The sequence below is a fragment of the Nonomuraea sp. NPDC048882 genome, assembly GCF_040649755.1.
Taxonomy (GTDB): domain Bacteria; phylum Actinomycetota; class Actinomycetes; order Streptosporangiales; family Streptosporangiaceae; genus Nonomuraea; species Nonomuraea maheshkhaliensis.
Map to the genome: position 1 here is coordinate 19,095 of NZ_JBEZGB010000002.1, position 21,777 is coordinate 40,871.

The 21,777-nt window shown below is 70.1% G+C and carries 26 protein-coding genes; 13 read left to right on the forward strand and 13 right to left on the reverse strand.

Going from position 1 to position 21,777, the window contains the following annotated elements; translation table 11 throughout:
- Positions 1-17 precede the first annotated feature (17 nt).
- On the reverse strand, positions 18-893 hold the full coding sequence (locus AB0C27_RS05165) for an alpha/beta hydrolase (RefSeq protein ID WP_357838091.1): 876 nt from the start codon (positions 891-893) through the stop codon (positions 18-20).
- 85 nt (positions 894-978) lie between these two features.
- Between AB0C27_RS05165 and AB0C27_RS05170 the strand changes: the two genes are divergently transcribed.
- Positions 979-1,470, forward strand: coding sequence for a MarR family transcriptional regulator (locus AB0C27_RS05170; protein WP_357838094.1), 492 nt, complete (start codon positions 979-981; stop codon positions 1,468-1,470).
- A gap of 29 nt (positions 1,471-1,499) precedes the next feature.
- Here AB0C27_RS05170 and AB0C27_RS05175 read toward each other — a convergent pair whose 3' ends face one another.
- Complete coding sequence (locus AB0C27_RS05175) at positions 1,500-2,123, reverse strand: NAD(P)-binding domain-containing protein (RefSeq protein WP_357838097.1); 624 nt, start codon at positions 2,121-2,123, stop codon at positions 1,500-1,502.
- A gap of 16 nt (positions 2,124-2,139) precedes the next feature.
- The gene (locus AB0C27_RS05180; protein WP_357838100.1) at positions 2,140-2,847 is read right to left on the reverse strand and encodes an SDR family oxidoreductase; all 708 of its coding nucleotides are present in this window, start codon (positions 2,845-2,847) and stop codon (positions 2,140-2,142) included.
- Between the two features lie 237 nt (positions 2,848-3,084).
- Here AB0C27_RS05180 and AB0C27_RS05185 point away from each other — a divergent pair, with 237 nt between their 5' ends.
- Positions 3,085-3,984 carry a LysR substrate-binding domain-containing protein gene (locus AB0C27_RS05185; protein WP_357838103.1) on the forward strand — a complete coding sequence of 300 codons (900 nt, stop codon included), beginning with the start codon at positions 3,085-3,087 and terminating at the stop codon, positions 3,982-3,984.
- 15 nt (positions 3,985-3,999) lie between these two features.
- Here the strand turns inward: AB0C27_RS05185 and AB0C27_RS05190 are convergent, their stop codons facing one another.
- Genes AB0C27_RS05190 through AB0C27_RS05200 form a run of 3 tightly spaced genes read right to left on the reverse strand, consistent with a single transcriptional unit; the run spans position 4,000 to position 6,421 of the window.
- The gene (locus tag AB0C27_RS05190; RefSeq protein ID WP_357838106.1) at positions 4,000-4,191 is read right to left on the reverse strand and encodes a ferredoxin; all 192 of its coding nucleotides are present in this window, start codon (positions 4,189-4,191) and stop codon (positions 4,000-4,002) included.
- A 23-nt stretch (positions 4,192-4,214) separates the two neighbouring features.
- Positions 4,215-5,417 carry a cytochrome P450 gene (locus AB0C27_RS05195; RefSeq protein WP_357838109.1) on the reverse strand — a complete coding sequence of 401 codons (1,203 nt, stop codon included), beginning with the start codon at positions 5,415-5,417 and terminating at the stop codon, positions 4,215-4,217.
- Between the two features lie 38 nt (positions 5,418-5,455).
- Complete coding sequence (locus AB0C27_RS05200) at positions 5,456-6,421, reverse strand: 2-dehydropantoate 2-reductase N-terminal domain-containing protein (RefSeq protein WP_357838112.1); 966 nt, start codon at positions 6,419-6,421, stop codon at positions 5,456-5,458.
- A 90-nt stretch (positions 6,422-6,511) separates the two neighbouring features.
- On the opposite strand from AB0C27_RS05200, the gene AB0C27_RS05205 reads away from it, so the two are divergent.
- From AB0C27_RS05205 to AB0C27_RS05225, 5 genes are all read left to right on the forward strand, one after another.
- On the forward strand, positions 6,512-7,111 hold the full coding sequence (locus tag AB0C27_RS05205; RefSeq protein WP_357838115.1) for a TetR/AcrR family transcriptional regulator: 600 nt from the start codon (positions 6,512-6,514) through the stop codon (positions 7,109-7,111).
- 217 nt (positions 7,112-7,328) lie between these two features.
- Entirely contained in the window at positions 7,329-7,841 is a 513-nt protein-coding gene (locus tag AB0C27_RS05210) for a hypothetical protein (protein WP_357838118.1), read from the forward strand.
- A gap of 197 nt (positions 7,842-8,038) precedes the next feature.
- Positions 8,039-8,683, forward strand: a complete 645-nt coding sequence (locus AB0C27_RS05215) for a hypothetical protein (protein ID WP_357838121.1) — start codon at positions 8,039-8,041, stop codon at positions 8,681-8,683.
- 42 nt (positions 8,684-8,725) lie between these two features.
- On the forward strand, positions 8,726-9,226 hold the full coding sequence (locus tag AB0C27_RS05220) for a hypothetical protein (protein ID WP_357838124.1): 501 nt from the start codon (positions 8,726-8,728) through the stop codon (positions 9,224-9,226).
- Positions 9,223-10,134, forward strand: a complete 912-nt coding sequence (locus tag AB0C27_RS05225; RefSeq protein ID WP_357838127.1) for a hypothetical protein — start codon at positions 9,223-9,225, stop codon at positions 10,132-10,134. Before AB0C27_RS05220 ends, AB0C27_RS05225 begins: the two co-directional genes overlap by 4 nt.
- 27 nt (positions 10,135-10,161) lie before the next feature.
- Here the strand turns inward: AB0C27_RS05225 and AB0C27_RS05230 are convergent, their stop codons facing one another.
- The 6 genes from AB0C27_RS05230 to AB0C27_RS05255 all read right to left on the reverse strand — a co-directional run bounded on the left by AB0C27_RS05230 (position 10,162) and on the right by AB0C27_RS05255 (position 15,856).
- Positions 10,162-11,316: an alpha/beta hydrolase gene (locus tag AB0C27_RS05230; RefSeq protein WP_357838130.1), complete on the reverse strand. Its 1,155-nt coding sequence runs from the start codon at positions 11,314-11,316 to the stop codon at positions 10,162-10,164.
- Positions 11,317-11,327: 11 nt separating this feature from the next.
- A complete protein-coding gene (locus tag AB0C27_RS05235; RefSeq protein ID WP_357838133.1) occupies positions 11,328-12,731 on the reverse strand; it encodes a S41 family peptidase in 1,404 nt (467 codons plus the stop codon).
- Entirely contained in the window at positions 12,728-13,780 is a 1,053-nt protein-coding gene (locus tag AB0C27_RS05240; protein WP_357838136.1) for an ABC transporter permease, read from the reverse strand. The genes AB0C27_RS05235 and AB0C27_RS05240 overlap by 4 nt, the downstream gene beginning before the upstream one ends.
- Positions 13,780-14,667, reverse strand: coding sequence for an ABC transporter ATP-binding protein (locus AB0C27_RS05245; RefSeq protein WP_357838139.1), 888 nt, complete (start codon positions 14,665-14,667; stop codon positions 13,780-13,782). The genes AB0C27_RS05240 and AB0C27_RS05245 overlap by 1 nt, the downstream gene beginning before the upstream one ends.
- A complete protein-coding gene (locus AB0C27_RS05250) occupies positions 14,664-15,056 on the reverse strand; it encodes a GntR family transcriptional regulator (RefSeq protein ID WP_357838142.1) in 393 nt (130 codons plus the stop codon). The genes AB0C27_RS05245 and AB0C27_RS05250 overlap by 4 nt, the downstream gene beginning before the upstream one ends.
- 179 nt (positions 15,057-15,235) lie before the next feature.
- Positions 15,236-15,856, reverse strand: a complete 621-nt coding sequence (locus tag AB0C27_RS05255) for a transcriptional regulator (protein WP_357838145.1) — start codon at positions 15,854-15,856, stop codon at positions 15,236-15,238.
- 97 nt (positions 15,857-15,953) lie between these two features.
- On the opposite strand from AB0C27_RS05255, the gene AB0C27_RS05260 reads away from it, so the two are divergent.
- A complete protein-coding gene (locus tag AB0C27_RS05260) occupies positions 15,954-16,184 on the forward strand; it encodes a hypothetical protein (protein ID WP_357838148.1) in 231 nt (76 codons plus the stop codon).
- 111 nt (positions 16,185-16,295) lie between these two features.
- On the forward strand, positions 16,296-17,030 hold the full coding sequence (locus AB0C27_RS05265) for a hypothetical protein (RefSeq protein ID WP_357838151.1): 735 nt from the start codon (positions 16,296-16,298) through the stop codon (positions 17,028-17,030).
- A gap of 87 nt (positions 17,031-17,117) precedes the next feature.
- Here AB0C27_RS05265 and AB0C27_RS05270 read toward each other — a convergent pair whose 3' ends face one another.
- Positions 17,118-17,459, reverse strand: a complete 342-nt coding sequence (locus AB0C27_RS05270; protein WP_357838153.1) for a hypothetical protein — start codon at positions 17,457-17,459, stop codon at positions 17,118-17,120.
- A 154-nt stretch (positions 17,460-17,613) separates the two neighbouring features.
- Here AB0C27_RS05270 and AB0C27_RS05275 point away from each other — a divergent pair, with 154 nt between their 5' ends.
- From AB0C27_RS05275 to AB0C27_RS05290, 4 genes are all read left to right on the forward strand, one after another.
- Positions 17,614-18,360, forward strand: a complete 747-nt coding sequence (locus AB0C27_RS05275; protein ID WP_357838156.1) for a class I SAM-dependent methyltransferase — start codon at positions 17,614-17,616, stop codon at positions 18,358-18,360.
- Between the two features lie 79 nt (positions 18,361-18,439).
- Complete coding sequence (locus tag AB0C27_RS05280) at positions 18,440-19,474, forward strand: hypothetical protein (RefSeq protein ID WP_357838159.1); 1,035 nt, start codon at positions 18,440-18,442, stop codon at positions 19,472-19,474.
- 130 nt (positions 19,475-19,604) lie between these two features.
- Positions 19,605-20,771, forward strand: a complete 1,167-nt coding sequence (locus tag AB0C27_RS05285) for a hypothetical protein (protein ID WP_357838162.1) — start codon at positions 19,605-19,607, stop codon at positions 20,769-20,771.
- A gap of 31 nt (positions 20,772-20,802) precedes the next feature.
- On the forward strand, positions 20,803-21,768 hold the full coding sequence (locus AB0C27_RS05290; protein ID WP_357838165.1) for a LysR family transcriptional regulator: 966 nt from the start codon (positions 20,803-20,805) through the stop codon (positions 21,766-21,768).
- Positions 21,769-21,777 lie beyond the last annotated feature (9 nt).

Below are 21,777 nucleotides of genomic sequence, written 5' to 3' on the forward strand. Positions count from 1 at the left end.
CGTACCGACCTCCGCCCTCAGGCAGCCCCGACGCTCGCGATGAACTCGAGGAGCGCCTGGGACAACTCCTTCGGGGCCTCCATCGCCGCGTAGTGGCCCACGCCGTCGAGCTGCACGGACCGGATCTCCGTCGACGCGGCTCGCGACATGGTGCCGGCCGTGAAGGGGCCGCCGCCGGCGCCGACCGCGAGCACCGGCGCCTTCAGCCCGGGTTGTCGCACGAGGGCCTGGATCTCGGCGCCCTCGCGCAGCATCGACCGGTAGAGGCCGATCGCGCCGCGCCAGCCGTCGGGGCGTGCGTAGGTGCGGGCGAACTCCTCGATGTCGGGCTCGGTGAACGCGTCCGGGGTCGCGGTCATGGACGGGAACGCGTGCCGTCCGAGGAACTCGCGTTCGCGGCCGGTGAGCAACAGCTCCGGGATGCCGGGCGCGGCGAGGACTCCGATGTGCCAGGCGCCGCCACGGGTGACGTCGGCCAGCGCTTCCAGGCCGAACCCGGGCAGGCCCATCTCGATGGCGGTGAGGCTGAGCACGTCCTCGGGATGGGCGGTGGCCAGGCGGAACACGGTCGCGCCGCTGATGTCCTGCCCGGTGAGGTGGACGGGGCCGGCGCCGAAGTGGGCGATCAGCTGGTGGAGGTCCTCGGCCGCGGTCGCGCTGTCGTACGCGCCCGGTCCGTTGCCGGAGTCGCCGAATCCGCGCAGATCGACGGCGAAGACGCGATGGTGGACGGCGAGCAGCGGGATGAGTCTGTGGAACGTCCACCAGGTCTCCGGGAACCCGTGCACCAGCAGGATCGGGGGCCCGCCTGTGCCCGCGGCGACGTAGTGCAGGGTCGTGCCGTTGACCTCGGCTCGGTGGTGGGTGACCCCCAGAAGTGTGGCTCCGGCCATGGGCTCTCCTCAATTCGACAGTCAGGGTGTCGAAATATAGACACCCAGACTGTCTTTTGTCCAGGCGGTGCCGTAGTCTTCGTCCATGTCTCGTTCTGGCGCCGATCTCGCCCTGCTGCTGCTCGGAGGCTTCCGTACGCTCGTGGACGCCGCGATCGAGGAGCTGGAGCGGCGGGGTTTCGAGGATGTGCGTCCCGTTCACGATTTCGCGATGCGGGCCATCGCCGCAGGCGCCGACAACGCCTCAGAGCTGGGACGCCGCCTGTCGATCTCCAAACAGTCGGCCGCCAGGACCATCGCGGTGCTGCAGGAGCGCGGCTACGTGGCCCGCGACACCGACCCCGAGGACGCCCGCCGCAAACGCCTCCAGGTCACCCCGCTCGGCTTCGAGGTGATGCGCCAGGGCGAGGCCATCTTCGACGAACTGCGCGAGCAATGGGGCAGGAAGATCGGCGCCACCGAGCTCAAAACCCTGGAAGCCCATCTGTCAGCGCTGGTGGGCACCCTGCCCGTGCGCTTCGACACCCCGGGCTGGATCACCCGCGACCTCGGCGAACCGGCATCAGCGAGCGGGTGATCCATCAACCATCGTCCCGCCTCGGGGGCTCAGCCGGTGAATTCGTTGACACCGAGGGCGAAGTCCCAGTGGCCGATCCCGTTGCCGGCGAGGCTCACCGTGACCAGGCCCATTCCTTCCAGCCAGTGCGCCATTTTCAGGCCGCCGACGTCCACCGGGCGTAGCCCGAGGCTCTCGATGAATGCCGCCACGCCCGCCTTGGCCTGCGCATCGTCGCCGGCGATGAAGACGTCGGGCCGGCCGTTCTCCAGGACATTACGGAATATGGTGTTGAACGCCTTCACCACGCCGGCGCCGGCCGGGGCCACCTTGGCGACCTCCTGCGCGATCGAGGTCTCCTCGCCGTGAATCAGTCCGTCGAACGTGGCGTTGAAGGGGTTGCTGATATCGACGATGACCTTGCCCGCGAGGGCGTCTCCGTACTCGGTGACGACCGGAACGACTCCGTCGTGCAGCAGGGCCGTGATGACGATGTCCCCGGCCGGGACGGCGCCCCACTTGCCCGCCGTCGCGCCGCCGCCCAGAGCCCTGGCCAGGTCATCGGCCTTGGACTGATCGCGTCCCATGACCTCGACGAGGTTGCCGCCCGCCACCGCGAGCGTGCCGATGGTACGGGCCATGTTCCCCGTGCCGATGAGGGTGATGCTGCTCATAGATGTGCTCTTTTCTTCAGATGGCGGTGGTGCCGCCGTCTGCGATCAGTTCCAGGCCGTTGACGTAACTGGAGTCGTCGGAGGCGAGGAACAGGGCGACAGTGGCGATTTCTTCGGGACGGCCCATCGTTCCCCGGGGGATGAGGGATTCGAATGCGGCCTTGGTCGCCTCGTCGAACAGTTCTTCCTGTTTGGCGGTGGCGACCTGGCCGGGGGTCAGGACGTTGACCCGGATCTTGCGGTCACGCAGTTCGTTGAGCCAGACGCGGGCCCAGGCCTGCTGGACGGCTTTGCTGCCCGCGTAAAGGCTCCAGCCGGGGAAGGCGCCGAGGGAGGCGTTGGATCCGGTCATGACGATCGAGCCGTTGTCGTTGATCAGCGGCAGCGCCTTCTGCACGGTGAACAGGGTGCCGCGCGCGTTGAGTGAGAAGGCGCGGTGGAACTGTTCCTCGGTGATCTCGCCGAGAACGGCGGGTTCGCCCATCCCGGCGCTGGCCCACAGCACGTCGATCGAACCCTTTTCCCGCTTGACGGTGTCGTACAAGCGGTCCAGGTCGTCGAGTTCGGCGGCGTCACCCTGGACGGCGGTGACGTTGCGGCCGATCTGCTTGACGGCGTCGTCCAGTGCTTCCTGACGCCGGGCCTGGATGAACACGTACGCTCCTTCCTCGACGAACAGTTTGGCGCCGGCCAGTGCCATGCCGGTGGATCCACCGGTGATCACCGCTACTTTTCCATCAAGTTTTCCCACAATAACTCCGTTGAAATAATGGGTATCTTCACGAGATCAGGGAATCACGCCGTGCGACAAACCCGAATCGCCGACGTGCTCATCCTGATTCCGAATTCTCGAACCGAAATCGCCCGGACCCGATTAACGATGCCATCGGCCGCATTGGGTGTCCAAGACCTCTTTCAGCTGTGGCGATACCCTGGAGACATCGCCGGACCGGGAGGCTCCATGGATCTGGACCTGCGCAAGTTGCGCTATTTCGTCGCTGTCGCCGACAGGCTGCATTTCGGCCGCGCCGCCGATGAGCTGCACATCGCGCAACCGGTGCTCAGCCGGCAGATCCGCGCGCTGGAAAAGGATCTCGGCGCCTCGCTGTTCACCAGGGACAGCCACGGCGTGGCGCTGACCGACGCGGGCCGGCAACTGCTGGACGACGCCGGTCCGCTGCTCGCCTCCGCGCACGCGGTCCGGCGCCGGGTGTCCGTGGCCGCCCGCGGCAGCCGGCGGCTGGTGGTCGGCTTTCGAGCCGGCATCCCGGTCATCCCGGCAGCGCGGGTGTTCGAGGCCCGGCAGCCGGACGTGGTCGTGGACGTGCAGCGGATGGAGTGGGACGACCAAGCCCTGATGCTGCTGGACGGTCGCGTCGACGTCGGCTACGTACGGCTGCCCATCGACGAGACCGGCCTGCGCCTGACTCCGCTCTACACCGAGCCGCTCATGGTGGCGCTGCCCGCCGGTCACCGGCTGGCCGGCAAGGAGCAGGTCACCGAGGCCGACCTGGCCGGTGAGCGGCTGGTCTGGCATGCCGACCCGAGCACGCAGCCCACCAGGCGCCCGCTCCCCGACTCCGGGCTCCGGGTGCGCGGAGTGGAGGAGAAGCTCGAACACGTCGCGGCCGGCCGGGGCATCTCGTTCGTGGGGCGTTCTGAGACCGTGTTCTACTCACGTCCGGACATCAGCTACGTGCGCATCCCGGAGCTGGCGCCCGAACAGGTGTGTCTCGCGGTGGCGGCATCGCGCACGTCGCCGGTGGTCGACGACTTCTTCGCCGCGGCTCAGACGACGGCCGAGATCACGGCGGAATGTGGGAACTACGACATGTGGCCGCTTGGAAGCGGTGCCGTTTGAGGCCCACGGCATGCCCTACCGCAGGGAGAGTGCCTGGCCAGGGCACACGTGCACCGCTTCGCGGGCCTTCTCGGCCAGCTCGCCCTCCGGTTTCTCGTTCAGCACGATGACCGTGCCGTCGTCCTCGCTCTGGTCGAACAGCTCAGGCTCTGTGAGCACGCACTGTCCGGCACCGACGCACCTGCCGGTGTCCGCGATGATCTTCATGTGCCCTCCAGATGGCAGTTCGTCTACCAGGTCACCGGGAGCCGGTGCAGGCCGTAGATGTTCGCGTCGTCCTTGAACGGCAGCTCGTCGACCTCCATGGTCGGCCGCAGTGTGGGGACGCGGCGAAACAGCGTGTCGAACACGATCTGCAGCTCCATCCGCGCCAGGTTCTGGCCCAGACACTGGTGCGGCCCGAACCCGAACGCGACGTGGTGGCGCGCGCCGCGCTCGATGTCGAGCTCGTCCGGGTTCTGGAACGCCCGCGGGTCCCGGTTGGCCGAGTAGCCGAGCGCCAGCACGCCTTCGCCGGCCTTGATGAGCTGCCCGCCGACCTCGATGTCCTCGACGCACAGCCGGGCCGTCGCCGCGTCGATGATGGTGAAGTACCGCAGCATCTCCTCGACCGCGTTGAGCGTTCTGCCCGGGTCGGCCGTGATCATCGCGAGCTGCTCCGGGTTGCGCAGGAACGCCAGGGTCGACAGCGAGATCATGTTCGCCGTCGTCTCGTGGCCGGCCACGAGCAGCAGGAAGCCCATGCCGGCCAGCGCCGTCCGGCGGTAGGAGCCGTTCGCGCGCAGCTTGACGATCTGCCGCCCGAGCAGGTCGTCCGGCGGGTTCTGCTCCTTCTCCGCGACGAGGTCGGTCATGTAGCCCTGGACGGCCCCCATGGCCGCCAACCGGTCCTCTGGCGGTGTCGACTGGCTGATCATCTTCACCGTGTGCTGCTGAAAGAACTCGTGGTCGGCGTAGGGCACACCCAGCAGCTCGCAGATCACCAGGGACGGGACCGGCAGCGACAGCGACTCCACCAGGTCGCCGGGGCGCGGGCCGGCCAGCAGCTCGTCGATCTGCCCGTCGACGATCTCCTGGATCCGCGGCCGCAGCGCCTCCAACCGGCGCACCGTGAACTCGCCGAGCACGGCCCTGCGCGCCGGCCCGTGCTCGGGCGCGTCCATCTCGATCAGGAAGCGCTCCGCGTCCGGCCGCCGGGACGCCGCCTCGCCCTTGACCAGCTGCGGGAAGTCCGGATGTTGCCGGTGGGCGCTGAAGCGCCGGTCGTTCAGCACGGTTCGTACGTCTTCGTGGCGGGTGACCGCCCAGGCCCACCCGCCGTCGGGCAGGCGTACCCGCGAGACCGGATCTTCTTCGCGGATCTCCTCGTAGGCAGGCGGCGGCGCGAACGGGCACGTACGGGCCATGGGGAACTCGTACTTCTCGGTGGTCATGACTTTTCCTTCCGATAGAGGGAGCCTGGACAGCGCATTCACCTGCGGCCCGTCGCCTCCCGGGCGAAGTGCGGTTCCGCCGCTTCCAGTCGCGGTGCCGAGATGCCCAGCCGTCGTGCTTCCGCCAGGGTGTCCCGGCAGACCTCGCGCGGCTCCGCGGCCTCGGGGTCGGAGTGCGCCCCGAAGCTCATGCGTACGGGCGCGAAATGAGCGGTCAGCCAGGCCAACACGGGGGCCGTCAGCCAGGTGGGCGCCCGGAACAGCAGCACACCGCCCCGGTGACGGCGCAGGTCGACGCCGCGTGCCTCAAGGAGCGGCAGCAGCTCACGGCCGGCCAGCAGCGCCTCGCGCAGGTCGCCCGTCGCCCCGGCCAGCTTGGACAGGGACCCCAGCCGCACGCCCTGCGAGAACAGGCCGGCATCCGACACGAAATGGACCCACAGCCAGCCGCGGAAGTCGGGCCGCTCCTTGATCCTGAGCCCCGCCTGGCGAAACGCCTGGCGGACGGCACGCTCCCGGTCGGTCGGGGGCCGGCCGAGGGTGCCGAAGACGACCGACGGCAGCAGCATCGCGCGGAGCACGCCGTCCGCGCCGAACCCGCCACCGGCCTGGGGAAAGCCCCAGGCGATCCGGTCGACGGGGAGTGCGCCGATCGCGGCCGACGGTTCGGTCCAGAGGTTGCCGAAGACCAGCACCGTGGCCTGGCCGACACGCGGAGACAGGAAGGCCGTCGCCTCCGGGAGGCGGTGGTGCGGCACGCTGAGCACGATCAGGTCGAAGTCGTGCTCCGGTTCCAGCTCCTCGCGGTAGCGCACCGGCCACTTCTCGACGACGCGCCGTCCCCACACCCGGCGCCGCATGTCGGTCAGGTCGAGGTCCACCGCGTCTCCGTACGTCGCCGCGCGGCCAGGCCGGACGTAGAACTCGACCTCATGTCCCGCCTGCTGCAAGACCCAGCCGTAGACGGTGGCGATCACGCCTCGGCCGAACATCAGGATCTTCACGCTGCACCTCGTGAGGTACGATCGATCTGGAGACTATCTCCACTTTCGAAAATATGGAGACCATCTCCATTTGTCAACGCGAGGGAGCGCATGACCGCCGACAAACCGCTGCGGGCCGACACCCGCGCCGACAAACCGCTGCGGGCCGACGCCCGGCGCAACCGCGATCTCCTGATCGCCAAGGCACGGGAGCTCTTCGACGCCGGCGACTTCTTCGACATCCGCTTCGACGACGTCGCCCGCCTGGCCGGGGTGGGCACCGGCACGCTGTACCGCCACTTCCCCACCCGGGAGTCACTGGCCGAAGCGGTCTACCACGGGGAGGTCACCGCGCTGTGCGACCGCGCCCGCCGGCTCCAGGCCACGCTGCCCGCGGCGGAGGCGCTGGCGACCTTCCTGCGCGACATGGTCGACCACATCGATGCCCACCAGGGCCTGGCCAGGACGCTGGCCACGCTCATGGCCGATCACTCGGGCGCCCTCGCCGAGGGCAGCCGGGTGCTGGAGCAGGCCGTCACCGACCTGGTGGCCGCCGCCGTACGGGACGGCGCCGTTCGCGACGACGTGGGCGCCGGCGCCGTGATGATGGCGCTGCACGGCATCGGCGCGGCCCACGACCGGCCCGGCTGGCGGGCCGAGGCCGACGATGTCATCACCCTGGTGCTGGACGGGCTGCGCCGCCCGCTGTGACGAGGTGTGACACGACGTCGCAGCGCGCCGCGACCGCGGAGGTCAGGGAAGCAGGAGTCCCCGGTACAGGGCCCACAGGATGAACAGGACGCCCGCGGCCGTGACCACGCGCACCCGGGCCGAGGTCGTACGCCCCTCGCGTGAAGTCGCGCAAACCTGACAAGATCCCGCTATCGTGCGGCAGATCATTGCAACCGTCACAGGAGCCGCTCTCCTCATGCCGAACGTAGAAACCCCGCGCACAGAAGCTGCCCCGGCCGCCCGCCCCCGCCGGAAGCCACGGTTCCCGCTCATCTCCACCGCGGTCGCCGCGTCCGTGACAGCCGGTGTCCTCGTCGGCAACGCTCCCGTGCCGGCGCACCTCGCCCCGCAGCCAGTGGCCGTCCAGGCGCCGAAGAAGACCAAGACGGCCGGCTCGTTCTCCCTCGCCTACGTACGGGTCGCCGGCGCGTCCAGGATCAACCAGGCCGGGGTCACGTGCTACTACGGCCCGGTGAGCTTCGGCATCGGCCTGGACGGACCCAAGCCGGGAGCCAAGTTCTCCTACCGGTGGATCGTGGACGGCAAGGTCTTCAAGAAGGGCACCAGACGCCTCCCCTCCTACGGCCGCAGCGACTACTTCGGCTCCAAGAAGCAGGTCAAAATGGACCTGGGCACCGCACACAAGGTCGTCTTCCAGCTCACCTCACCGCAGCGGCGGTCGAAGTCTGCCAAATGGGTCATGTGCTGAGATAGGCCCCGCCCTGAGCTTCGCTACGACTGGCGATCATTGAGTTCGGCCCGGAGACCGTTGAGAATCGTTCGCAGGCCGAACTCAAGATCCTGGCCATGCGATCGACGAACAGCCTCTGAATCACAATCAATGGCGGCCGAACGCCTTCATCAGGCAGGGCAGCACGCCGCCGATCCTGGGGAACCCTCTTTTGCATGAGGAAAGGCCGGCGAACCGTGGTGAACGAAATTGTCGCTCGTTACACTGACGCGCTCGATCAGTTCGGTGAGGACATGACGTACACGGTGACGATCCCCGACTCGGGCGTCCTCACCGTCGAAGCTGCCGTGCGGCGCATGGGATACACCGCCGCCGACCTGCAAGGCCCGGACGAGCTACCGCACACCGGCGGCAGCATTTCCCTTCGTCAGGTCGGCGCCGGGATTGTCACCCTGGACGGGAATTTTCCTACGCCCGAGCGCCGGCAGGTGACCGACCGACTGGGCGGCGAAGGCTTCCGGCACTGGCATGTAGCCTTCGACATCAACGGCTGTACGAGCATGCACGTCCGTTACGGAGCAGCCGAGGGCGATCTGGAAGGCCCCGAACCGGCCTCCAGGCCTTACACACCCTGGACCGAACTCCTCGGTCCATTAAGTACGTACGTCGACCTCTTCACCAGGTGCTACGACAACGAGAAGGCAGACGCATCGGTGGACATCGTCGCAGCCTGCCTGGCCGTAGTCGAAGCAGAGAGCGGCATTCGCCTGGACCAGGAGCTCATGCGCAGTCCCGCCCCTGCGCTTTCACTCCCGAATCCAGACTGCGTCGAGAAGCGTGTCGATACAGTTACATGCTGAAATACCCCCTGCTCATCGGCCTCCTGTCGTAACGTCTGCACCGTGAGCGGAGACGACCCGGCAGGCGAGGAAGCGCGCGTGGGGCTGTCGCGGGCGGGCATCGTCGTGACGGCAGGCGTGTTAGCGGTGCTCGCCGGAGCCGGCGGATGCGGCGACACCGCATCCCCGTCCATCACGGACACGGTGACCGCCTCCTCATCCCCCAGCGACGAGACCGCTCCGGCACGTCCCGAGCGGTCCAAGCAGGTCCGCACCCCCGATCACACTCCGGGTCGCACGCCGCCCCCGTGCCTGAGCGGCGGCGGGGACCCGGTCAGCGTCCCGTGCCCATCGGTCAAGCGATCGCGCGTTCCCGAGCCCACCATCACGGTGCCGCTGCCGTCGACGTCACCGCCGGTCAACTCGCCGTCCCCCTCGGTGCGCGAGCCCGAGCCGGCACCAGAGGTGACCATGTCCGATCCGGCACCGCGGGTGATCACGTCCGAGCCGGCACCGGAGGTGACCGTGTCCGAGCCGGTAGCGCAGGCGACCACGTCGCCATGACGACCGAGGCGTCCGCGCACGACCCCGGTCCCGGCGAACGGTCCAAGCCGGAGCCGACCCGGCCGCTCGACGTGGTAGGGCTGATCGCCCTGCTGCTCACCACCTCCGGGGCCGCCCTGATCTACATGGGCTGGGCCTACCTGGACGGTTATCTGCGGCCGTTCTTCCTCAAGCCGACGGACCTGAACTACCGTCCGGACGAGTACGCGCTGTACGGGCTCAACCTGTTCTCCCCGGCGTTCCTGCCCTGGATGGCGGCCCTGCCGCTGCTGCTGGCCGCGGCCGGCCGGCGTGCCGTCCTGCTGCCGCGGCTTCCCGCCCGGCTGCGCGCCTTCGCCACCGCGGCCCGTGCGCACCGCCTCGCGCGCCTGCTGGGCGACCCTGCTCGCGTGGGCGCCGCCCTGACGGCGGTCGCCCTGGTCCTGGTCCTCATCTCGCTGCACCTGCTGACCGTCAACACCTATCTGCTGCTGGCTCTGGTCATCGTCGGGCCGTTGCTGCTCACCTGGCCCGCACGCGGCACCCCGCTGGGCCACATCGCCTTCGCCGTGGCCGCCACCATCGCCGTCTTCTGCCTGCTGTGGACGGCGGCCTTGTACGCCGCCGACCGGGGCACCAGCTCGGCCCGCGCCCTCATAGAAGGCCTCGACGACCGCCCCCAGGTCGCCCTCTACACCGCGGACACTCTGGCCCTCAGGGTCCCCAACGTCGACCGCGAGCCCTTCGCCGAAGGCGGATACAAGTACCGCTACATGGGTCTCCGCCTGCTGCTCGCGCGCGGCGACACCTACTACCTGATCCCCGCCGTCACCCTCGCCGAATGGTCCGCCGGCAACGGCCGCACCGTCGTCGTCAAGGAAGAAGACGACATCCGTGTGGAAATCCTGCCGGGCACCCGCCCGGGCTGACTTCGCGAACGCGTCGGGGGCCTGGGCTCAGGGTCGATCGCAGGCCGCGGGGCAGAGTTTGGCCTCGGGGTGGCGTGGTGACGGCTTGTCCAGGAGCGGCTGGGGCTTCGACTTCAGGTGCTGGTCGAGGAAGGCGGCCACATAGGTGCGGGTGAGCTCGGCGGCGCGGGCCGCGGGCAGTACGCCGTACGCGGGCTTGATCCCGAGGACGTCCGCCAGCAGCGGGGCGTCGGTGAAGGACTGGTGTTCCGCGCCCGTCAGCACGATCCAGCGCTTCCACCCGGTCAGCAGCTTCCAGTCGCGCTCCCACGAGGTGTCGGGGCCTCCGGGTACGTGCTTCTCCGAGCCCAGGAACATGAACGGCCGGGAGAGCCCGCTCTTGGGGATCCGGGCGTAGGTGGTGCCGTCCATGTCGATCCCGGCCCGTACCCGGGAGTCCTTCACCATCGCCGCCAAGGCGCTCGCCCCGCCCAGCGACTGGCCCACCATGGCGATCCTGGACCGGTCGATCCGGGAGGAACCGTCCCACTTCGCGGGCAGTTGATCGAGGACGAAGGAGACGTCGGCCGCCCGGCCCGCGACCGCCCCCGTACCGAAGCCAGGGTCGCTGTCGCTGTCGCAGGCGAGGCACTCGGCGACCCGCCCGCCGGTCAGGGTCGTGGCGTGGCTCTCGTAGGTGTGGTCGATCCCGGCCACCACGTATCCCCGGCCGGCCAGGCCCTCGGCCAGGGAGGTGAGCGTGCTCATGGGGTTGGTGAAGCCGGGAGAGAGCACCACCAGCGGAAGTTTGCGCCCCGTGGGTTCGGCGTCCGTGACGGCGTTCGTCCGGGTCCTGCTCAGGGTGTCGGCGGGCACGCCCGGGATCCGCTTGCCGCGCAGCAGGAGCTCCGACTCCAGCTGGGTCATGTACGGCGCCCGCGGCCCGTCCTTCCGCTCGGCCGGGTACCACAGGGTGACCTTGAGCTCTCTGGCGTCGGCGTCGAGGTTCCAGGGGTCGGGGCGGGAGGTGTCCTTCAGCTGGAGGACGGTGGTGCCGACCGGGTGGGGGCCGGTGGGGGCGGGCAGGGTGGCGGGGCCGGTCGGGGCGGCCGGCGAAGCGGCGGCGCGGGGCGGCGCGGGAGCGGAGCACGCGGATGTGGTGAGGACGGCCAGTCCCGCGGCGACGGCCAGGAGGTGTCTCATCCGGAGTCCCTTCACCGGTGCAGCAGGGTCAGGGCCTTGGCCAGGGCGGGGTCGCGACCGGTGGCCGCGTCTTCCTGGGACAGGACGACGTGGTGGTCGGGGGCCACGCCGATCCGGTCGATCACCTCGCGGCCTGGCCCCAGGTGGTGCTTGGTGGGGAAGCTCAGCGTGGTGTAGTTACTGAGGGGGTACGGCCGCGCCGGGCCGGAGATCACGCCGGCGGTCCTGGTGCCGATCAGCAGGCCGGCCCGCAGGTCCTTGATCGCGGAGCTGAAGTGCTCGCATGCCGAGGCGCAGCCGCGGTCGGTGAGCACGGCCAGCGGCAGGTCGACCAGCTCGACGGTGTCGTCGGTCCGCAGGGCCTCGCACGTGTCGTCCGCCTTGCACAGGTAGGCGGTGACCTTGCCATGGGTGAACGCGCTCACCAGCCTGGTCGCCTCCGTGGGGCTGCCGCCGCCGTTGCCGCGCAGGTCCAGCACGACGCCGGACAGCGTACGGCCCTTGCGCAGCCGGGCGATCGCCCGCAGGACCCGGTCCGCGGAGTCGGGGGCGAATCCGCGCAGCCGTACGTAGGCGATGTCGTCGTCCAGCAGCTCGGACCGCACCACTTGCAGAGAGGCCAGGTCCCGCTGGAACAGGCCGGGCTTGAGCGTCACGCTCCAGCGGCGGCCGGTGCTCGGCCGCAGCAGCCGCAGCCGCACCGGCCGTGCCCGCGGATACTCCGGATACAGGCCGGCGATCACGGGGCCGGCCTTCCCGTCGACGAAGGGCGCCGATCCGTCGATCGATTCGATGACGTCGCCCGGGCGCAGCCCGGCGGCCCGCGCCGCGCCGCCCTGTACGGCGGTGACGAACAGCGGGGGCACGGCGACGCCCGAGTCGCCGGGGGTGACGTTCGCTTCGAGTCCCAGGCCGTAGCCGTCACCGTCGTAGGAGCCGGGCGGCCGCCGGTTGCCGTGCGTCCAGCGGGCATGGTTGTCGCCGAGGGCGGCCACGATGGCCTCAAGGGTGACGACCGTCAGCTTGTCGCGCAGGCCGGGCACCTGGTCGGTGACGTTGCGGAAGGCGGTCTCGAAGGCGGTCCAGTCGGCTTCGCGGTCACCGGTGAGCGCCGGCATGGTGGCTCCCGGCAGGTCGCGCCCGCTGCGGTTGAGCTCCTGGACCAGGGCGGTGAAGCCGGCGTTCAGCAGCGCGCGGGCGTCCAGGGTGGCGCCGCTGTAGTAGGCGCCGAGGATGCAGAAGTACGCCTGCTGGACGACGTCGATCGTGGTGGGCGTCTCCGGCCCGGGGGATCCCTGCGGCGCGGGGCAGGCCGTACTGGCCGCCGCGCTCGCCTGGCCGCGCGGCGGCGTGGGCGCCGAGCAGCCCGCCGCCAGCAGCAGGGCCAGCCCGGCTGTCACGGCTCTCCTGATCATGACAGGCGCCTGCGGATCCACCAGAAGGACAACCAGGTCAGGCCGAGGGTGAGCAGGGCGTAGATCCCGGTCTCGATCCACTGGAACGGCCAGAAGCGCTCCAAGGGCTGGTAGGTCGCCTGCTGCCGGTAGCCGAGCCGGTTGACCTCGGCCAGGCACGTGCCCATGGCCGGTGATCCCGACGGTGCGCAGGGTCCCGACGTCGTCGAGATCCGGACGACCCCGGCTCCGGGCTCGGGGCCGGCCATCGTACGTCCGGACTGATCGACGAGCCGGCTGGACAGGACCCAGGCGCCCGCGTGCCCGGGAACAGCCGCATTCAGACGAATCTCCATTTGTCCACCTTGATCACGATTTATGCCGATGCCGTCAACGTTCGCCTGGTTGAGCTCGAACGTGGAGGTCACCGGGGTCATCAGGTGGGGCCGGACCAGCAGCGGCATGGCGAGCTGGATCGCGGCGAAGACCGCCAGGGTGAGGGCCATGGCGGGCAGGGTGCGGCGCACCAGCATGCCCACGGTCACGCCGAGGACGAACGCGAACGCCGCGTACCCCATCGGGGCGATCCCGCGCGCGCCGAACACCAGCGGAGCCATCAGGGCCAGGTCGTCAGGGGCCGACCTGTCCAGCGGATCGGACCACCAGGTCACCGCGAGGCCGGCCAGCCCGGCGGCGGCCATGGCCACCAGGCCGATGAACCCGAGCTTGACCGCCAGCCAGCGGGTGCGGGTGATGCTCTGGTTCCACACCAGCAGGTGCGTGCCGGCCTCCAGCTCGCGGGCGATCAGCGGAGCTCCCCAGAACAGCCCGACCACGGCGGGCAGGAGCAGCACGACGAGGCTGACCGCCATGAAGGGCGTGTCGTGCGCGCCGAAGAAGCGGTCGTAGAAACGCAGGCAGGTGTCGTCCTGGGTGCAGGCGGCGAGTCCGGAGGAGTAGTCGGCGACCAGGCCCGGGCCGGTCAGAGCCAGGACGGCGGCGAGGACGACGAGCAGCGCGGCCAGCATCGCGGCCGAACCGCGCAGCTGGCGCCAGGTCAGCCAGACCATCACCGCACCTCCAGGGCGACGCGCGGGCTGCCGGCGGTGCGCTGGTCCATGTAGGCCAGGACCAGGTCCTCCAGGCTGAGCCGGCTGACCGTCCAGGCGGGGTCGTGGATCGGGGCGTCGGTACGGATCACGTACGTGCTCTGCCGCTCGGTGTGGCTTGCCGAGATCACCTGCTGGTCGGCGGGCAGGCGGTCGGGGTCGCGGCGGGGGCCGACGAGCCGGTGGTGGGTGGCCAGCAGCTCGTCGACCTCCCCGGCGACCTGAACGCGCGAGTCCACCAGCACGATGAGGTAGTCGCAGATGCGTTCCAGGTCGGAGACCAGGTGCGAGGAGAGCACGACGCTGAACTCATGCTCGACGGTGGCCTCCATCAGGTGCTGCAGGAACTCCCGGCGGGCCAGCGGGTCGAGCGAGGCGACCGGTTCGTCCAGGATCAGTAACTCGGGCCGCTTGGCCAGGCCCAGGGTCAGGGCGAGCTGGGCGCGCTCGCCGCCCGACAGCCTGCCCGCCTTGTGGGCGGGGACGAGACCGAGCCGCGCGATGCGATCGCGTGCCATGGCCTCGTCCCAGCGGGGGTTGAGCCGCGTCCCCAGCCGCAGATGGTCGGCGATGCTCAGCCCGGCGTAGACGGGGGTGTCCTGGGCGACGAACCCGACCCTGGCCAGCTGCGCGGGCGTACCCGCCGGCCGGCCGCCGAGCACCGTGATGCCGCCCGCCGTCGGTTCGAGCTGGCCGCAGGCCAGTTTCAGCAGCGTGGACTTGCCGGCCCCGTTCGGGCCCACCAGCCCGACGACGTGTCCGGCGGGGATGTCGAGGGTGCACTCGCGCAGCGCCCAGCGTTTGCCGTATCTCCTGCCCAGACCCTGGGCTTGCAGGACGGAAGTCACGCTATGTCCTCCTGTGAGGCGGTCCGGAAGGTGGTCATGAACAGGGCCTCGATGCTCTCCTCGTCGAGACCGGCCCGGCGGGCCTTGGCCAGCCAGCGCCGCAACTCCAGCCGCAGCGGGCCGTGCTGGGCCAGCGAGGTGCCGGTGAGCGTCGCCGTCACGAACGTCCCCACCCCTGGCCGCGCCGCGACCAGGCCCTCGTGCTCAAGCTCCCGGTAGGCCTTCAGAACGGTGTTGGCGTTGATCGCCAGGTGCGCGACCACCTCCTTGACGGTCGGCAACTGGTCGCCCTCGCGGAGCAGGCCGAGCCGGAGCGCGTGGCGTACCTGCCGGACCAGCTGCTGGTACGGCGAAACTCCCGATCTGTCGTCCAGGTAGAACTCGATCACCGGCTCATCTCCATTTACCTAGCTTCCTAGCACTATAGGTTTATGGATGTTAGCGGATCATAAGATCGCCGCCGGACGGGCGCGGAAATGTTCGGGGTGGGAGGCTCAGAGCGGTCCCGGGCGGCGTGTCGCGCGTGGGCGTACGAGCGGGTGGACGCCGTGGGGCTCGCCGCCCGGAATCAGAGCTGGAGCGACTGGGTGCCCAGGACGATGGCGAGGGCCAGCCGGTCGGCGTCCTCGGTGCCGGGCTCGGCGGTGTAGACGGTGATGCGCAGGTCGTCCAGGGCGACGAACAGAGTGTCGCAGTCGAGGGTGATCGGGCCGACCGCCGGGTGGTCGATCGTCTTCTTCCGGGACGGGTCGGCCAGGGGTGGCAGTGCCTCGGCGTCCCAGAGTTCGGTGAAGCGAGGGCTGCCGGCGGCCAGGTCGGTGATCAGGCGGCGCAGGGTGCGGTCGGCGGGGTAGCGCGAGACCGTCAGGCGCAGGTCGGCCACGAGCCGGGCTTCGTGCTCGGCCTGCTCCTGCGGGGTGTGCACGACCCGCGAGGGCAGGCCGGCGACGTTGCGCCAGACGGCGTTGCGTTCCAGGCCGCGCCAGGTGACCGTCTCGCCCATGAGCGCGTCGTAGGGGGCGTTGGCCAGCACGAGTGTCCAGCCGGCGTCGTACACGACGACCGGGGTGTGTGACAGGCGGTCGAGCAGGCGTTGCACGCTCGGGGCGACCCGCGACGGCACGATGTCCGGGCCGGGCGGGGTCTGCCCGGCCAGCCGGTAGAGCAGGTCGCGTTCGGTGTCGGACAAGCGCAGCACCCGGGCCAGCGCCTCCACGACCTGCGCCGACGGCGCGGACGCGCGCCCCTGTTCGAGGGGCCGTGGCGCCCCCGAGGTGGTTCAGGCGATGAGCCGCGCCTTGGGCCGCGTACCGGGCGTGTCGACGCCACGACGCTCGGGGCCGCTGCTGGCCGCGACGGCCCTCGACGACAGGTGGGCGCACTTGCGCGATGGCGCGTTCGTGGTGAAGACCAGGCCGACCGAGGTGCGGCCGGTCGCCCACGACCGCGACCGGGAGCAACGCCTGTGGGAGGCCACCCTTGAACTGCTGGAACGCGCGAGCGCGTCGCGTCAGTAAGTACGGAAGCCGCCCGCTCTCCTCAACAGATGCTCAACACGTTCTCGACACCGCCCGGCGCAGGATGTGGCTCGCCAGTCGGTCCGGGCGTACGGCGCGAAGGAGTAGCCGGTGCACGAGCTGTTCGAGGTCGTCGCCGCCTGGCTCGACGGCCGTCCGACCACGGGCATGGTGGTGTGGGGGTGGCCCATGCTGGTGTGGGGCCGCCTAGGGAAGGCCATGTTGTACTTCGCCGCGCTGTCCGTCGTCCTGGACCTCCTCGACCCGGACAAGCTGCGGGAGCGGGGCGGCGGGCTGAAGGACCGCGCCGCGGACGCCCTCTCCCAGGCCCGGCTCAGGTGGTCGCAAGCCGGCGTGGCCGGCCTTTCCGCGAGCATGCGGGGGCACCTCACGTCCGTCTCCCCGGGCGTCTCCTACGACCAGTGGGGGATGACCGGCCGGCGCGGCGACCGTCACACGGCTGTGCACAGCCCTCCGGAGCACGTCCCGCGCGCGCTGGGCTGCTCGCTCGAGGAGTACCGGGCCTTCCATCGCGGCGTCATCGCGGAGTTGTCCCGCGTCCACGCATGCGACGGCGAACACGACGATCTGTGCTCAGCGCAGAGCGATCACATCCAGGCGCGGATCGAGGCGTTCCTGACGGAGCACGTGCCCGGCGATCGGCGCGGGTACGTGAAGGCGTTCCGGAGCGCGCTGCTCGCCAAGGCGGCGTGGTGGGCGCTGATGGGCGCGGCCGAGACACTCCTCGGCATGCTCCTGCATCGCACCCGGCCGCTGCACGTGTTCCGCTGGGCGGCGTTCGCCCTGGTGCTGGTCGGCGGGCCGCTCGACCTGCTCGCCGCATGACCGCTGATCAGGCGGTACGAGAAGGACGCGCCGCCCGGCGGCGAACCGGTCACCGGCCGGTTGGAGCCCGGTGACCGGCGGAGCGGTCTAGCGGACCATCTTGAGGCCGGTGTGCCAGACCCAGCCGTGTCCGCCGCCGTTCAGGTTCCAGACCTCGGTCCACTTCCAGACGGGCTTGTTGCCCCAGCAGTAGCCGTGGAACTTGGTGCCCTTCTTGGCGACCCGGTAGCCGGAGCTGAGGCTCTTGCGCTTGTGCACCTTCACCGCCCACTTCGCCTTGACGATGCAGGGCCACAGAGCGGCCGAGGACGTGGTGGCGGCGCTGACGGTGCTCTCGGTGGCGTTGGTGGCGCGCGCCGGTGAGACCAGCACGCCGGAGGCGAACGCGGCTGCCACGGCCAGGGTGGCGATCTTTCCTACGGATCTCATGTCCGGAAATGTAGGCCTACGGCTGTTGAGGATCCGTTGAGCATCGGTCGAGCCTCCTGGACGGTAAAGCTGTTGGCGCGGCCGTGGCGCACCCGTTTGAATCGACGGGCCGCAGCGACAGGCCGCGGATCCGTCGAAGAGGGGGAGGCGCTTGATGAGTGAAGCGTTCTACTCGCACGCGAGGCTGTACGACCTGATGTTCCCGGGCGGCGGCCCCGCGGTCGGCTTCTACCGGGCCGAGGCCGATCGGCAGGGCGGGCGCGTGCTGGAGGTCGGGTGCGGCACCGGGAACAAGCTGATCCCCATCGCGTCCGACGGGCATCCGTGCGTCGGCCTGGACCTCTCGCCGGACATGCTGGCCGAGGCGCGGCGCAAGGCGGACGAGCGCGGTGTGGCGGTGGAATGGAGGCGGGGCGACATGCGGGCCTTCGATCTGGGCCGCACCTTCGACTTCGTGTTCATCGCCGCCAATTCGCTGCTGCATCTGCATGAGGCCGACGATCTGGTGAGCTGCTTCCGGTCGATTCGGAGGCATCTGGCGCCGGGTGCACGGTTCGTCTTCGACGTGTTCAACCCGAACGTACGCCTGCTCGCCGCGGCCGATGGCGTACGGCGTGCCCGGGAGTCGTTCGTGGATCCCGAGCGGGGCGCCGTCACCGTCGACGTCGCCGATACCTACGACGCGTCCGCGCAGGTCACCCGCGGGACCTGGCACCTGTCGACCGACGCCGAGCCCGACTTCGTCGTCACACCGCTCGAAATCAGGAGCATCTTCCCGCAGGAGCTGCCCCTGCTCCTGTCGCTCGGCGGCCTGCGGCTCGTCGAGCGCTTCGGCGACTGGTCCGGGCGGCCGTTCGCCGGGGACGCGCCGATTCAGCTCTGCGTCTGCGAGCCCGCGTGATCAACGTACGGACGGAAACTGTCTGATCTTGATGGGAGAGTGTGGGGCAGTGCTCCCGTGAGAAAGGAAACGCCCCAGGATGGACGCGAACGACCGGCCGCGGACCCTGTACCCGCTGAAGCCTCTGGAGCTTCCCTCGCTGCTCCCCCTCGATCCGGTCGAGCCGGTCGAGCCGGTGGCGGCGGAGGTCGAGGCGGGCCTGGAGGCGTACCGGAATGGAGACCCGAACGACGCGATGACCGCGTTGCGGCAGGTCGCCGGGGCGGCGCGGACGGCGGGAGCGGGGCAGGCGGCGGCCGCGCTGGCAGGGATCGAGCTCGGCGCGGGCGAGCCGTGCTGGGAGTCGTTGGAGCAGGTGGCGGCGGGTGAGGACCCGTGGATGGGCCCTCTGGCCGGCGTGCTGATCGCGGAGCTGGAGCCGGAGGAGCACGATCGCGCGCTGCTCCGTGGCATCACCGCGCAGCTCACCGGGGACGTGGAGGCGGCACGGGCGCTGTACGCGGAATCGGACGACCCACTCGCGACCGTGCTGACCGGAAACCTGCTGATCGTCACCGGCGATCCGGTGGCGGCGGAGGAGCCGCTGATGCGGGCGCTGCGGTCGGACAGCGCCATTATCTCGGCATATGCCGGACATCTGCTGGGCCACCTCCTCATCGCGCGGAACGAGCTGGAGGAGGCCGGGCAGGTGCTGAACAACGCGTTCTGGCGATCGCACCCGAAGGGAACGGGTCCGGAAGGGCTCGTGCCGTGGGTCGGCGTCCGGATCGGTGAGCTGCTGGCCGGGACGTTCGAGCTCGACGTGGTCGCGACGCTGATGGAGGAGAGCCGCATGGACGAGCTCTACTTCACGCGCGACTTCTTCGAGAACGCGGCCTTCTTCACCCTGTACAGCGAGCCGTCGCTCACCAAGATCGGGTTGCACCTGTTCACCGGCGACTTCGACGTCGTTCACGACGCGCTCGAACGGCTGCGCCTGTGGAGCGACGAGCGGTACGAGCGGGGCCGCGCGCTGGCCGTGCTGCTGGGCAGGCGGCTGCTCGAAGACACCGACTCCTGGTCCGACCGCTACCGGCCGCTGCGCGAATTCATCGCGGACGTCGGCGGCGTCTAAGACGGGACAGCCGTGACGGTCCGGCGTTCCCGCTGCCGGAAAGTGATCACCGGGGGTAGGGTGCTGCTGTGACTCGCCGGCCCCCTGACGATCACCCGGATGAGCTGATCGGGCACGAACGTACGAAACCATGAGCCAATACCAGTACTACGAGTTCCTGGCGATCGACCGGCCGCTCAGCAGCCGGCAGCAGGCCGAGGTGCGCGCTCTGTCCACCCGGGCCCACATCACCACCACCTCCTTCACCAACGAGTACCACTGGGGCGACTTCGGCGGCGACCCGTCGGCCATGATGGAGCGCTACTACGACGCCCACCTCTACCTGGCCAACTGGGGCACCCACCGGGTCATGCTGCGGCTGCCCAAGGCCGTGCTCACCCTCAAGCAGGCCGAGCGGTACTGCGTGGGCGAGCAGGTGAACGCCTGGACCAGTGGCGATCACCTCATCCTCGACCTCACCAGCGAGGCGGAGGAGGAGTACTGGGAGGACGACGCCGAACGCTCGCTCGCGGCGATCGCCGGCATCCGCGCCGAACTGGCCGCCGGTGACCTGCGGCCGCTCTATCTGGCCTGGTTGTCGGCGTACGGGAGCTGGGAACGCGACGAGGACGCCTTCGACTACGAGGACGAGGACGTCCTGGAGCCGCCCGTCCCGCCGGGGCTGGGCTCGCTCAGCGCACCGCAACGGGCCCTGGCCGGCTTCCTGCGCCTGGACGACGACCTGCTCGCGGCGGCCGCCGAGGCCAGCCGGGCGGTGCGGCCCGTACCGCGTGATCGCAAGGCGCTGGCCGCCTGGATCGCCGCTCTGCCCGGCAAGCGCAAGAACGCGCTGCTGTTACGGGTGGTCGAGGAGGACAGCGCGAAGGTCCGGTGGGAGCTGCTGCGCGAGTTCGACGGCGGACTCACCGACCAGGAGCCGGAGACGGCGCGGACGGTCGCCGAACTGCTGGACAACGCCGCCGCCCGCCGCCACGCCCGTGAGCGGCAGGAGACGGCCCGGCGTACCGAGGAGCAGGAGCGGCGGGAAGAGGAACGGCGCAAAGCCCAGGAACTCCACCTGAACCGGCTCGCCCAGGACCTCGAAGCGGCATGGGATCGGGTGGAGACCTCCATAGGCACGAAGAAGCCCCGCGAATACGACCAGGCCGTGCAACTCCTGCGCGACCTGCGCATCCTGGCCATCCGCGACGAGCACGCCGGCGTCTTCGCCCAGCGCCTCGCCCACCTGCGCGAACGGCACCAGGGCAAGCCCAGCCTGATGAAGCGGCTCAACGACGCGGGCCTCACCACCGAGTGATCGGCCTCGGCTCATCCCGTTCTGCCCGGGGATGGACGCGGCGTGGGCGCGTGGGCGATCCTTTAGCGTGCTGTTGCGCCAGTTGGAGTACCTGGTGGTTTTGGCGAGGGAGCGGCATTTCGCCCGGGCCGCCGCGGCCTGCCATGTCTCCCAGCCGTCGTTGTCGGCGGCCATCCGTAAGCTGGAACGCGAGCTGGGCGTGCCGCTGGTCCGGCGAGGGCAGCGGTTCGCGGGGCTCACCCCTGAGGGCGAGCGGGTGCTGCTGTGGGCGCACCGCATGCTCGCCGACGCCGACGGCCTGCGCCAGGACCTGTCGGAGATGCGCGACAGCTTGTCCGGCACGCTGCGCATGGGCGCGATCCCGACCGCGCTGACCGCCGCCTCGCTGCTGACCACGCCGTTCTGCGAGCGTCATCCGCACGTACGGGTGCTGCTGACCTCGCTGTCGTCACGGGAGATCGCCCGCCGGCTGGCCGAGTTCGAGATCGACATGGCGATGACGTACCTCGACGACGACGAGGAGGACTTCGGCGAGGTGCACGTCAGCCCGCTCTACCAGGAGCGTTACCTGCTGCTCACCCCGGCCGACGGCGAGCTGGCCGACCGGCAGGTGGCCCGCTGGGCCGAGGTGGCCGCACTGCCGCTGTGCCTGCTGGCCCCCGAGATGCGCAACCGCCGGATCCTGGACGCCAACTTCCGGCACACCGGCGCGGTGGCGGTGCCGGCGATCGAGACCGACACCGTCTCGGCGCTGTTCGCGCACGTGGCCACCCATCGCTGGTCGAGCGTCATCTCGTACGCGTGGCTGCACATGTTCGGCGTGCCCGAGGGGATGCGGGTCGTCCGGCTGGAGCGGCCCCTCCGCGAGCCGCGCGTCGGGCTCGTGCTGGCCCGTACGGGCCCGGAGTCGGTGATCGCCAGGGCCGTGCTGGACGTCGCCCGCGACCTCGACCTGCGCGAGGTGTTCGACCGGCTCGCGGCCCAGCACCTGACATAGCCTGATATA

Excerpts from the sequence above, each read along its gene's own strand:
- AB0C27_RS05165 (WP_357838091.1), bottom strand. The coding sequence starts at position 893 with ATGGCCGGAGCCACACTTCTGGGGGTCACCCACCACCGAGCCGAGGTC.
- AB0C27_RS05170 (WP_357838094.1), top strand. The coding sequence starts at position 979 with ATGTCTCGTTCTGGCGCCGATCTCGCCCTGCTGCTGCTCGGAGGCTTC.
- AB0C27_RS05175 (WP_357838097.1), bottom strand. The coding sequence starts at position 2,123 with ATGAGCAGCATCACCCTCATCGGCACGGGGAACATGGCCCGTACCATC.
- AB0C27_RS05185 (WP_357838103.1), top strand. The coding sequence starts at position 3,085 with ATGGATCTGGACCTGCGCAAGTTGCGCTATTTCGTCGCTGTCGCCGAC.
- AB0C27_RS05190 (WP_357838106.1), bottom strand. The coding sequence starts at position 4,191 with ATGAAGATCATCGCGGACACCGGCAGGTGCGTCGGTGCCGGACAGTGC.
- AB0C27_RS05195 (WP_357838109.1), bottom strand. The coding sequence starts at position 5,417 with ATGACCACCGAGAAGTACGAGTTCCCCATGGCCCGTACGTGCCCGTTC.
- AB0C27_RS05205 (WP_357838115.1), top strand. The coding sequence starts at position 6,512 with ATGACCGCCGACAAACCGCTGCGGGCCGACACCCGCGCCGACAAACCG.
- AB0C27_RS05210 (WP_357838118.1), top strand. The coding sequence starts at position 7,329 with ATGCCGAACGTAGAAACCCCGCGCACAGAAGCTGCCCCGGCCGCCCGC.
- AB0C27_RS05215 (WP_357838121.1), top strand. The coding sequence starts at position 8,039 with ATGAGGAAAGGCCGGCGAACCGTGGTGAACGAAATTGTCGCTCGTTAC.
- AB0C27_RS05225 (WP_357838127.1), top strand. The coding sequence starts at position 9,223 with ATGACGACCGAGGCGTCCGCGCACGACCCCGGTCCCGGCGAACGGTCC.
- AB0C27_RS05230 (WP_357838130.1), bottom strand. The coding sequence starts at position 11,316 with ATGAGACACCTCCTGGCCGTCGCCGCGGGACTGGCCGTCCTCACCACA.
- AB0C27_RS05235 (WP_357838133.1), bottom strand. The coding sequence starts at position 12,731 with ATGATCAGGAGAGCCGTGACAGCCGGGCTGGCCCTGCTGCTGGCGGCG.
- AB0C27_RS05240 (WP_357838136.1), bottom strand. The coding sequence starts at position 13,780 with ATGGTCTGGCTGACCTGGCGCCAGCTGCGCGGTTCGGCCGCGATGCTG.
- AB0C27_RS05260 (WP_357838148.1), top strand. The coding sequence starts at position 15,954 with ATGAGCCGCGCCTTGGGCCGCGTACCGGGCGTGTCGACGCCACGACGC.
- AB0C27_RS05270 (WP_357838153.1), bottom strand. The coding sequence starts at position 17,459 with ATGAGATCCGTAGGAAAGATCGCCACCCTGGCCGTGGCAGCCGCGTTC.
- AB0C27_RS05275 (WP_357838156.1), top strand. The coding sequence starts at position 17,614 with ATGAGTGAAGCGTTCTACTCGCACGCGAGGCTGTACGACCTGATGTTC.
- AB0C27_RS05280 (WP_357838159.1), top strand. The coding sequence starts at position 18,440 with ATGGACGCGAACGACCGGCCGCGGACCCTGTACCCGCTGAAGCCTCTG.
- AB0C27_RS05285 (WP_357838162.1), top strand. The coding sequence starts at position 19,605 with ATGAGCCAATACCAGTACTACGAGTTCCTGGCGATCGACCGGCCGCTC.
- AB0C27_RS05290 (WP_357838165.1), top strand. The coding sequence starts at position 20,803 with ATGGACGCGGCGTGGGCGCGTGGGCGATCCTTTAGCGTGCTGTTGCGC.